This window comes from Vibrio sp. 10N.222.52.C12 (genome assembly GCF_041474215.1).
In the GTDB taxonomy this organism is placed as follows: Bacteria; Pseudomonadota; Gammaproteobacteria; order Enterobacterales; family Vibrionaceae; genus Vibrio; species Vibrio crassostreae_C.
The window spans coordinates 21,674-31,809 of record NZ_JBFRTR010000018.1 but is presented as its reverse complement, the minus strand read 5'-3'; the positions used below and the strand labels follow the sequence as shown (position 1 = coordinate 31,809).

Below are 10,136 nucleotides of genomic sequence, written 5' to 3'. Positions count from 1 at the left end.
ATGAAATATTACATTATGAAATCAGACACTTCGAAAAAATAAGTGGTAAATCTATGTTTGGTTAGGTTTTTTCGAGTTTGTTGAGTGGCGGTGTCATATTTGATATAAAAGGGTATCTACTCTTTTATTACGGCACATCTATGTCGCATCTCAACTACAACCATCTGTATTACTTCTGGATGGTTTGCAAGCAAGGCTCTGTTACTAAAGCTGCAGAAGCCCTATTCCTAACACCACAAACGGTAACGGGGCAGATAAAAGCCTTAGAAGAACGCATGGATGGCAAGTTGACCAAGCGTAATGGCCGAAGTGTTGAGCCTACAGAGCTTGGGCAACTGGTCTTTAAATATGCCGATCGTATGTTTGGCCTGAGTTACGAGATGCTGGACATCGTGAATTACAGCCAGCACTCCAATATTCTGTTTGATGTTGGCGTCGCGGATGCGCTCTCTAAAAGACTCGTCAGTAAGATACTGATGTCGACCATCCCTCCAGATAACAGCATTCACTTGCGCTGTTTTGAATCGACCCATGAAATGCTACTTGAGCAACTCTCTCAACATAAGCTCGATATGATTTTGTCTGACTGTCCGGTGGACTCTAGTCAAAGCCCGGGCCTGTTCAGTAAAAAGCTGGGTGAGAGTGGAATGAGCTTTTTTAGTTCAGGTCAGGTTGAAGGGGTTAATTTCCCTGCTGTATTGGAGCAAAGAAAGCTTTTGATCCCTGGCAGCCGAACCTCAATGGGTCGTAAAGTGCTGCAATGGTTTGATAGACAAGGGCTTAAGCCAGATATTTTAGGTGAGTTTGATGATGCCGCATTGATGAAGGCTTTTGCTCGTTACCATCATGACGTAATATTTTTAGCACCGACGCTTTATATGTCTGAAGTGGAAGACGACACATCACTGCAACTATTAGGCGGTATTGAAGAGTTAAAAGAGGAGTACTACGTCATATTTGCTGAGAGGATGATCCAACATCCAGCAGTAAAAAACGTATGTGACGCAGATTTTAGCAAATTGTTCGAGTGAGATAGTTTGTTAATGAATTGATATCGATTATCATAACTCCGCAATATGCCGGAAATACTGATAGCCCGTAGTTGGCGTAAAGGTTGTAGGGAGCCAAACTATGAACTTAAAAGAGATGGAGAAGAACTCAGCACAAGCTGTGATTCTACTCAAAGCCATGGCTAACGAGCGTCGCTTACAGATTTTGTGCCTATTACATGGCACTGAACTGTCGGTTGGGGAGTTGTGTGGCAAGTTGGAACTGAGTCAGTCTGCTTTATCTCAACATCTTGCTTGGTTGAGAAGAGATGGTTTGGTCGAAACTCGCAAAGAAGCTCAAACTGTGTATTACACATTGAGTAGTGAAGAAGTAAAAGCGATGATTAACCTACTGCATGGTATTTACTGCAAGTAGCTTATTGCTGGTGGGAGGGGGATTTCTTATCAGCGATAGAATGACACAAGGAAGTGTTAGCATTTCACATTGAACGTTAGTGTTTACCTATCTATCTACGTACCAATTTGCTTCTCTATTTATTTTTCTGATTGTTTGTTTTATCTATCTGCTTAAATTGTTTATCGGTCAGAAAAACGGCTGTTAGCACGTAAAATAAAAGCGTTACTCAAAATTTAGATATAAAAAAACCGGCCTAGGCCGGTTTTTTTCGTTTTGCGTTGTAATCAAATTTCTATTAAAGAGCTTTGATTGCAGCAGCGAAACGAGACTTATGACGTGCAGCTTTATTCTTATGAATAAGGCCTTTAGTCGCCATACGGTCAAGAAGTGGTGTAACTTCTACAAGAGCAGCAGTTGCAGCTTCTTTATCACCAGCTGCGATAGCTGCGATAGTCTTTTTCATGTAAGTGCGCATCATAGAACGACGGCTAGCATTGTGCTGGCGACGTTTCTCAGCTTGGATAGCGCGCTTCTTAGCAGATTTACTGTTTGCCAAGGGTCTAACTCCCAAAAACTTAGTTCGGTGACAATTTAAGGGCGAGGACTATCCCTCATTAGCGCTTAATTGTCAAATGATTTGTGCAAAAACCAATCGTAGCCAAACAAACTTTGGTATGGAAAGGTCATCGCGGTTAAGATGGCGGGGATTCTAACAGCATTTTTAGACCAATGCTAATAAATATGCTTCTTAGGACAGGATAGTATTTATCCTCGCTTGAAAGTAATCAACCAGTGTCAGAGGTTTCTGTGAGTAAACGACTATTAAAGTCAGGCCTGATTGTCAGCGCAATGACTTTTGTTTCCCGTGTATTGGGGCTAGTACGTGATGTAGTAGTAGCAAATTTGATGGGGGCAGGAGCGAGTGCCGACGTATTTTTCTTCGCTAATAAAATTCCTAATTTCTTACGTCGACTTTTTGCAGAAGGTGCGTTTTCTCAAGCGTTTGTTCCTGTATTAACGGAATATCACGCCGCAGGTGATAAAGATAAGACACGAGATTTAATTGCTAAGGTGTCGGGTACGCTCGGGGTTTTAGTTTCTATTGTCACCGTTATCGGGGTATTGGGCTCTGGCGTGATCACCGCGATGTTTGGTGCGGGTTGGTTTATCGACTGGCTAAATGATGGTCCATCAGCGCCAAAGTTTGAGTTGGCGAGCTTTATGCTCAAGATTACCTTTCCTTATTTATGGTTTATTACCTTCGTTGCTTTATCTGGTGCCATTCTTAATACATTAGGTAAATTTGCGGTCTCTTCTTTTACCCCTGTGTTCTTGAACGTGATGATCATAGGCGCTGCGTGGTTTATCTCTCCTAATTTAGAACAACCAGAAATTGGTTTAGCCATTGGTGTGTTTCTTGGCGGCTTAGTCCAATTCCTTTTCCAAATGCCTTTCTTGATCAAAGCGGGGGTATTGGTTAAGCCGAAGTGGGGCTGGCGAGATCCAGGTGTGGTTAAGATCCGCACATTAATGATCCCTGCTTTGTTCGGTGTATCGGTCAGTCAAATCAACTTATTGTTTGATACCTTTATTGCCAGCTTCCTCGCAACTGGCTCTATCAGTTGGTTGTACTACTCAGACCGACTGCTTGAATTTCCTCTCGGTTTATTCGGTATCGCGATTGCGACCGTGATTCTTCCTGCTTTATCTCGTAAACACGTAGATGCTCAAGGGGAAGGGTTCGCGCATACCATGGACTGGGGCGTGCGCATGGTTTTGCTGCTTGGTATTCCTGCAATGTTAGGTCTTATCGTTTTAGCTAAACCAATGCTGATGGTGCTATTCATGCGCGGTGAGTTCTCTCCACACGATGTACAGCAGGCATCGATGTCATTGGTAGCTTACGCATCAGGCTTGCTTAACTTCATGTTGATTAAAGTTTTAGCTCCGGGTTACTACTCTCGCCAAGATACCAAAACACCGGTTAAGTACGGCATTATCGCTATGGTGACTAATATGGTGTTTAACGCGATCTTTGCTTATTTCTATGGCTATGTGGGTTTGGCGATTGCGACGGCACTGTCTGCCTTTGTGAATATGGCATTGTTATATCGCGGATTACACCTTGCGGGTGTGTATCAATTAACTAAGACAACCTTGTTGTTTAGTGCCAAATTGATTATCTCAGGTGTGGTGATGGTAGCGGCTATTTTATGGCAGCTGGATAATATGCAACATTGGCTTGAATGGAGCTTTAGCCAGAGAGCGCTGACATTAACAGGCTTGATTGGACTTGGTGGCTTTGTTTATATTGTTTCGGTACTGATTTTAGGTATCCGAGTAAAACATTTAAAAGCAGCGACAGATTAATACTGATTAGTATATAATCCGTCGGTTTCACACAATAAATGATGCAAATAACAGGTTTTAGCTGATCATAATGGAACTGATCCGAGGTATACACAATATTAAAGCGCAGCATCATGGCTGTGTATTAACCATAGGTAACTTTGATGGTGTTCATTTAGGACATCAAGAGGTTCTGAGTCAGGTTTCTAAACAAGCTGCAGCATTAGGGCTCCCTTCTGTTGTCATGACGTTTGAACCGCAGCCTATGGAGCTGTTTGCCCGAGATAGAGCGCCAGCACGTTTAACTCGTTTACGAGACAAATACGTGCAACTGAGTAAGCTAGATATCAGTCGCTTATTGTGTGTTAATTTTAATCAGTATTTTGCAAGTTTATCCGCGGAAGCGTTCATTAAAGATCTTTTGGTTGATAAGCTTGGTGTGAAGTTCTTGGTGGTTGGTGACGATTTTTGCTTTGGTAAAGGTCGCACTGGCAATTTCGCTATGCTCAAAGAGGCGGGCGAGAAGTACGGTTTTGAGGTGGTAAGCACCCAAAGCTATTGCTTAAACCAATTACGAGTAAGCAGTACTGAGATACGAAATGCATTAGCGGTCGATGACTTGACTGCAAGTGCTACCATGTTAGGACGTGATTACAGTATTAGTGGTCGAGTGTCCCATGGTCGAAAACTAGGGAGAACTATCGGTTTCCCTACCGCTAATATTCCATTAAAGCGTTGTGTTTCTCCTGTATCGGGAGTGTATGTTGTTGAAGCTTTGGATATCGACGGTGTTCCTGTCGGTGGCGTTGCTAATATTGGACAACGACCAACAGTTAATGGGGTAAGGCAGCAATTAGAAGTGCATTTTTTTGACTTTAAAGCCAATTTATATGGTAAACAGTTAGAAGTACGACTTTTGCATAAACTGCGCGACGAGATAAAATTTGAATCGTTCGACGCACTAAAGAATCAAATAGAATTGGATGCTGAAGCCGCAAGGGTGTGGCTGCTTCAGCTAAAGAATTAATCGGATGATTCCACCGATTAACATAATGTCTAACTTCGCCCAATATAACGGAATTAAGAATCGATGAGTGATTATAAAGATACCCTGAACTTACCAGAAACAGGGTTCCCAATGCGCGGCAATCTGGCAAATCGTGAGCCAGAAATGCTGAAGCGTTGGTACAAAGAAGATCTTTACGGCGAAATCCGTAAGGCAAAGAAAGGTAAAAAATCTTTCGTACTGCATGATGGCCCTCCATACGCGAACGGCGACATTCACATTGGCCACGCGCTGAATAAGATTCTTAAAGACATTATTATCAAATCTAAGACCCTTTCTGGTTTTGATGCGCCGTACATCCCAGGTTGGGACTGTCACGGTCTTCCAATCGAGCTAATGGTTGAGAAGAAGAAAGGTAAGCCTGGTCAGAAGATTTCGGCTGCTGAATTCCGCGAAGAGTGTCGAAAGTACGCTGCGGGTCAAGTTGAAGGTCAGAAAGAGAGCTTCAAACGTCTTGGCATCATGGGCGAGTGGGACAAACCTTATCGCACTATGGATTTTGGCACAGAAGCGAACATCATTCGTTCTCTTGGCAAAATCGCAGACAAAGGTCACCTTCTTAAAGGTTTCAAACCCGTTCACTGGTGTACTGATTGTGGTTCTGCTCTGGCTGAAGCTGAAGTTGAATACAAAGATAAAGTTTCTCCATCTATCGATGTGAAATTTACAGCAGCTGACGAAGCGGCGCTTCTAGAGAAATTTACTCTAGCTGAAGGTCATGCGGGTCAAGGCGAAATTTCTATCGTTATCTGGACAACAACACCATGGACTCTGCCTGCTAACCGCGCAGTATGTCTACGTGATGATCTTGAATACGTGCTTATCCAAGTTGAAGCGAATGGCGACCAGCCTGCTCAACGTATCGTTGTTGCTTCTGAACTAGCAAAAGACGTAATGGATCGTGCAGGTATCGAGCACTTCCACAACCTTGGTTTTGCTACAGGTGCTGATCTTGAGCTCTCTCAGTTCAACCACCCGTTCTACGACTTTACTGTTCCTGCAGTTCTTGGCGATCACGTAACAACAGATTCAGGTACTGGTGTGGTTCACACTGCGCCTGGTCACGGTCAAGAAGATTTCGTGGTTGGTAAAAAGTACAACCTAGAAATCGCTAACCCAGTTGGTTCTAACGGCGTTTACCTGCCAGATACAGAGCTATTTGCTGGTCAGCACGTATTCAAAGCGAACGACTCTGTTTTAGAAGTTCTAAAAGAGAAAGGTGCACTTCTGCATCACCACGCTTACGAGCACAGCTACCCACACTGTTGGAGACACAAAACTCCAATCATCTTCCGCGCAACACCACAATGGTTCATCTCTATGGATCAAGCTGGCCTACGTGCTAAAGCACTAGAGTCAATCAAGAGTGTTGAGTGGTTGCCTGAATGGGGTCAAAGCCGTATCGAAGGCATGGTTGAAGGTCGTCCTGAGTGGTGTATCTCTCGTCAACGTACTTGGGGTGTGCCAATTGCTTTGTTTGTTCATAAAGAAACAGCAGAACTTCACCCAGAAAGCCCAGCGCTTATTGAAAAAGTTGCGAAGCTAGTTGAAGAGAAAGGCATTCAAGCTTGGTGGGATGTAGACGCTGCTGAACTTATGGGCGCAGAAGACGCTGATAAGTACGAAAAAGTAATGGATACGCTAGACGTATGGTTCGACTCAGGTGTTACGCACTTCTCTGTTGTTGATTCTCGTGAAGAGTACAACTTCCCGAACGAAGAGCGCACTCACAGTGCTGATCTTTACCTTGAAGGTTCAGACCAACACCGTGGCTGGTTCCAGTCTTCTCTAATTTCATCTATCGCGATGAAAGACGAAGCACCGTACAAGCAAGTACTAACGCACGGTTTCGTAGTGGATGGTAACGGCCGTAAGATGTCTAAATCTATCGGTAACGTTGTTGCTCCTAAAGACGTAACCAACAAGCTAGGTGCAGATATCCTGCGTCTATGGGTTGCTTCTACAGACTACACGGGTGAAGTTGCGGTTTCTGATGAAATCCTGAAGCGTTCAGCGGATGCTTACCGTCGTATTCGTAACACGGCTCGTTTCTTCCTAGCGAACTTGAACGGTTTCAACCCTGAAACTGACCTAGTTCCTGCTGAAGAGATGGTTGCACTTGATCGCTGGGCTGTTGGCCGTGCTCAAGCTGCACAAGAAGAGATTGTTAAAGCATACGGCGAGTACAACACTCACGGTGTGACTCAACGTCTAATGCAGTTCTGTTCTATCGAAATGGGTTCTTTCTACCTAGACGTAATCAAAGACCGTCAGTACACAGCGAAGCAGGGCAGCCATGCTCAACGTAGCTGTCAAACGGCGCTTTACTACATCGTAGAAGCTCTAGTTCGTTGGATGGCACCTATCATGTCGTTCACTGCAGATGAAATTTGGAACGAAATGCCAAGCTCTTTACCAACTGGAGAGCAGCGCGACACGTTCGTATTCACAGGTGAGTGGTTCGAAGGTCTATTTGGTCTTGCAGAAGGCGAAGAGCTAAGCAACGAATTCTGGACTGAAATCCAGTCTGTTCGTGGCGCAGTGAACAAGCTTCTTGAAGATGCTCGTAAAGAGAAAACGATCGGTGGTGCACTGCAAGCTGAAGTTACTCTATACGCTGACGATGCACTAGCGGCTAAAATCAACAAGCTAGAAGATGAGCTACGTTTCGTACTTATCACCTCTGCAGCTGTTGTTAAGCCACTGAGCGAGAAGTCTGGTGCAGCGCAAGCGACAGACGTTGCTGGTCTATTCGTTGAAGTTGCGGCTACTGAAGCTGAGAAGTGTGACCGTTGCTGGCACCACACTCCAGATGTAGGCACTATCGAAGGTCACGAGAAAGTTTGTGGTCGTTGTGTGTCGAACATCGACGGTGAAGGCGAAGTGCGTAAGTTCGCATAACGACTCAGAGAAAGACTGAACTTTTTGTGAAAATCATAGCCCCAGTATCAACTGGGGTTATTTTTAGTTATAGGAAATGTGTTTAACCAAGTTGGTAATCAAGGTCACGTAAGGTGACTAACAATGAATACCAACTTCGTAAATACTAGGAATAGAAATGAGTGAAGTTTCGTTAAAACAATCTGGTGTACGTTGGTTATGGCTGGCTCTATTGGTCTTCTTGGCTGATATCGGCATTAAACTCTTTGTCATGGACAATATGGGTTATGGTTGGGCAAACCGTATTGAGGTGCTGCCATTCTTTAACTTTTTGTACGTGCATAACTACGGTGCAGCGTTTAGCTTCTTGAGTGATCAAAGTGGTTGGCAGCGTTGGTTATTTACGGGTATCGCATTTGCGGTAACAGGTATGCTGACGTACTGGATGAGCAAACTACCAGCAACAGAGAAGTGGAATAACATTGCTTATGCGATCATCATTGGTGGTGCAGTAGGTAATGTGTTTGACCGAGTCGTACATGGCTTTGTTGTCGATTACTTAGACTTCTACTGGGGCACTTACCACTGGCCTGCATTTAACTTAGCGGATATGGGAATCTGTATCGGTGCTGCGATGATCATCTTAGATGGTTTCCGTAAGAAAGACGAAAGCAAATAGCTTGCTTCAAAGTCAGTCTATGACTCACAGAATAGAATAGCCCTAAGCGCTGTCGGTTGATTCCGACGGCGCTTTTTTTTATGCTTCAGTCAACAAGGAAGCAAAGCACAGCGCATCCTCAAATAATAAAGAAGTCTAAGGAAAGTAACGTGGCAGCAATTAAAAATGATTCAGCAGTAACTCTACATTTTACGATTAAAATGAAGGATGGTTCAGTTGCCGATAGTACGGAGAACATGGGCAAACCAGCGAAGTTCGTCATGGGTGATGGCAGCCTAAGTGAGAACTTTGAAGCGTGCTTACTTGGACTTGAAGCCGGCACTGAAAAGTCTATCGAACTGAAGGCGGAAGACGCGTTTGGTATGCCAAACCCAGATCATATTCACTATATGGATCGTGCTAAGTTTGTTGGCGACTCTGAAGTTGAAGTGGGCACTATCATGGCATTTTCAGGTCCTGACGGTATGGAAATTCCAGGTATTATTACTGAGATCGCAGGTGATTCAGTGACGGTTGATTTTAATCACCCACTCGCTGGTCAAGACGTTAGCTTTGACGTCAATATCTTAACGGTAGAATAACTCTCTTAACGTTAGAATAGCTGTCTTCACGCTAGAATAAGATAGCCTTACAGCTGTGATCTCACCCAGAGCTTCACTGTCTAGACGCTTCACTGTAGAATGCGAACCTCGCTGACGGCGAACTCTATAGAAGCAACCTTAGTACCGCGGTAAATGATGAGCAATGAAATGAAAATAATGTTAGCTAACCCTCGTGGCTTTTGTGCCGGTGTCGATCGTGCGATCAGCATCGTAGAGCGTGCACTCGAAATGTATCAGCCACCGATCTATGTTCGCCATGAAGTGGTACACAACCGCTTTGTTGTTGAGGGGCTCAAGCAGCGTGGTGCTATTTTTGTCGAAGAACTGAGTGAGGTGCCAGACGACAACATCGTGATCTTTTCGGCTCACGGTGTTTCTCAAGCGGTTCGTAAAGAAGCGAAAGAGCGTGAGTTAACGGTATTTGATGCGACGTGTCCTTTGGTGACTAAAGTTCATATGGAGGTTGCTCGTGCGAGCCGCAAACATATGGAAGTGGTACTGATTGGCCACGCAGGTCACCCTGAAGTGGAAGGCACTATGGGTCAGTACGCGAGCCAAACTGGTGGTATGTACTTGGTTGAAAGACCAGAGGACGTACAGAACCTCGTGGTGAATGATCCAAGTAACCTGCACTATGTTAGCCAAACTACGCTATCAGTAGATGAAACTGCAGATGTGATTGAAGAGCTACGTCGAGTGTTCCCTGAGATTCAAGGCCCACGTAAAGACGACATCTGTTACGCGACTCAAAACCGTCAAGACGCTGTGCGTGAGATGGCGAATGACGTTGATGTGGTGATAGTGGTTGGTTCTAAGAACTCATCGAATTCAACTCGTCTAAAAGAGCTAGCTGAGAAACTAGGCACACCAGGCTACCTAACTGACTGTCCTGAAGACATTCAAACCGAGTGGGTTGAAGGGAAAAAGAAAATCGGTGTAACAGCCGGTGCTTCTGCTCCTGAAGAGCTGGTAAACCAAATTCTAGATCGTATTCGTGAGCTAGGTGCGACTGACGTTGAAGAGATTCAAGGTCGTGAAGAGAACATGTTCTTTGAAGTACCAAAAGAGCTACAGATTAAGCAAGTCGACTAATCTCTATTGATTGGTGACAAGATCGATGCGTAACACTATCGATTTGCAAACACTATTGATT

Annotated in this window: 9 protein-coding genes; 8 read left to right on the top strand and 1 reads right to left on the bottom strand. The window is 44.4% G+C overall.

What is annotated here, in order from left to right:
- Window positions 1-140 precede the first annotated feature (140 nt).
- A complete protein-coding gene (gene nhaR, locus AB4623_RS04030; protein WP_017070067.1) occupies window positions 141-1,031 on the top strand; it encodes a transcriptional activator NhaR in 891 nt (296 codons plus the stop codon).
- Between the two features lie 100 nt (window positions 1,032-1,131).
- On the top strand, window positions 1,132-1,425 hold the full coding sequence (locus AB4623_RS04025) for a metalloregulator ArsR/SmtB family transcription factor (RefSeq protein ID WP_004735028.1): 294 nt from the start codon (window positions 1,132-1,134) through the stop codon (window positions 1,423-1,425).
- 277 nt (window positions 1,426-1,702) lie between these two features.
- On the opposite strand, the gene rpsT is transcribed toward AB4623_RS04025, so the two are convergent.
- A complete protein-coding gene (rpsT, locus tag AB4623_RS04020; protein ID WP_004739529.1) occupies window positions 1,703-1,963 on the bottom strand; it encodes a 30S ribosomal protein S20 in 261 nt (86 codons plus the stop codon).
- Between the two features lie 251 nt (window positions 1,964-2,214).
- Between rpsT and murJ the strand changes: the two genes are divergently transcribed.
- The 6 genes from murJ to ispH all read left to right on the top strand — a co-directional run bounded on the left by murJ (window position 2,215) and on the right by ispH (window position 10,075).
- Window positions 2,215-3,777, top strand: a complete 1,563-nt coding sequence (gene murJ, locus AB4623_RS04015; protein ID WP_032545655.1) for a murein biosynthesis integral membrane protein MurJ — start codon at window positions 2,215-2,217, stop codon at window positions 3,775-3,777.
- Window positions 3,778-3,847: 70 nt separating this feature from the next.
- Complete coding sequence (gene ribF, locus AB4623_RS04010) at window positions 3,848-4,783, top strand: bifunctional riboflavin kinase/FAD synthetase (RefSeq protein WP_059021485.1); 936 nt, start codon at window positions 3,848-3,850, stop codon at window positions 4,781-4,783.
- Window positions 4,784-4,846: 63 nt separating this feature from the next.
- A complete protein-coding gene (gene ileS, locus AB4623_RS04005) occupies window positions 4,847-7,723 on the top strand; it encodes an isoleucine--tRNA ligase (RefSeq protein WP_372145803.1) in 2,877 nt (958 codons plus the stop codon).
- Between the two features lie 157 nt (window positions 7,724-7,880).
- Entirely contained in the window at window positions 7,881-8,381 is a 501-nt protein-coding gene (gene lspA / locus AB4623_RS04000) for a signal peptidase II (RefSeq protein WP_004739521.1), read from the top strand.
- Between the two features lie 149 nt (window positions 8,382-8,530).
- On the top strand, window positions 8,531-8,962 hold the full coding sequence (gene fkpB / locus AB4623_RS03995) for an FKBP-type peptidyl-prolyl cis-trans isomerase (protein WP_017059345.1): 432 nt from the start codon (window positions 8,531-8,533) through the stop codon (window positions 8,960-8,962).
- Window positions 8,963-9,118: 156 nt separating this feature from the next.
- Window positions 9,119-10,075 (top strand): 4-hydroxy-3-methylbut-2-enyl diphosphate reductase, encoded by a 957-nt coding sequence (gene ispH / locus AB4623_RS03990; RefSeq protein WP_029235087.1) that lies wholly within the window; start codon window positions 9,119-9,121, stop codon window positions 10,073-10,075.
- Window positions 10,076-10,136: the final 61 nt, after the last annotated feature.

Excerpts from the sequence above, each read along its gene's own strand:
- AB4623_RS04025 (WP_004735028.1), top strand. The coding sequence starts at position 1,132 with ATGAACTTAAAAGAGATGGAGAAGAACTCAGCACAAGCTGTGATTCTA.
- lspA (WP_004739521.1), top strand. The coding sequence starts at position 7,881 with ATGAGTGAAGTTTCGTTAAAACAATCTGGTGTACGTTGGTTATGGCTG.
- ribF (WP_059021485.1), top strand. The coding sequence starts at position 3,848 with ATGGAACTGATCCGAGGTATACACAATATTAAAGCGCAGCATCATGGC.
- nhaR (WP_017070067.1), top strand. The coding sequence starts at position 141 with ATGTCGCATCTCAACTACAACCATCTGTATTACTTCTGGATGGTTTGC.
- ispH (WP_029235087.1), top strand. The coding sequence starts at position 9,119 with ATGAGCAATGAAATGAAAATAATGTTAGCTAACCCTCGTGGCTTTTGT.
- ileS (WP_372145803.1), top strand. The coding sequence starts at position 4,847 with ATGAGTGATTATAAAGATACCCTGAACTTACCAGAAACAGGGTTCCCA.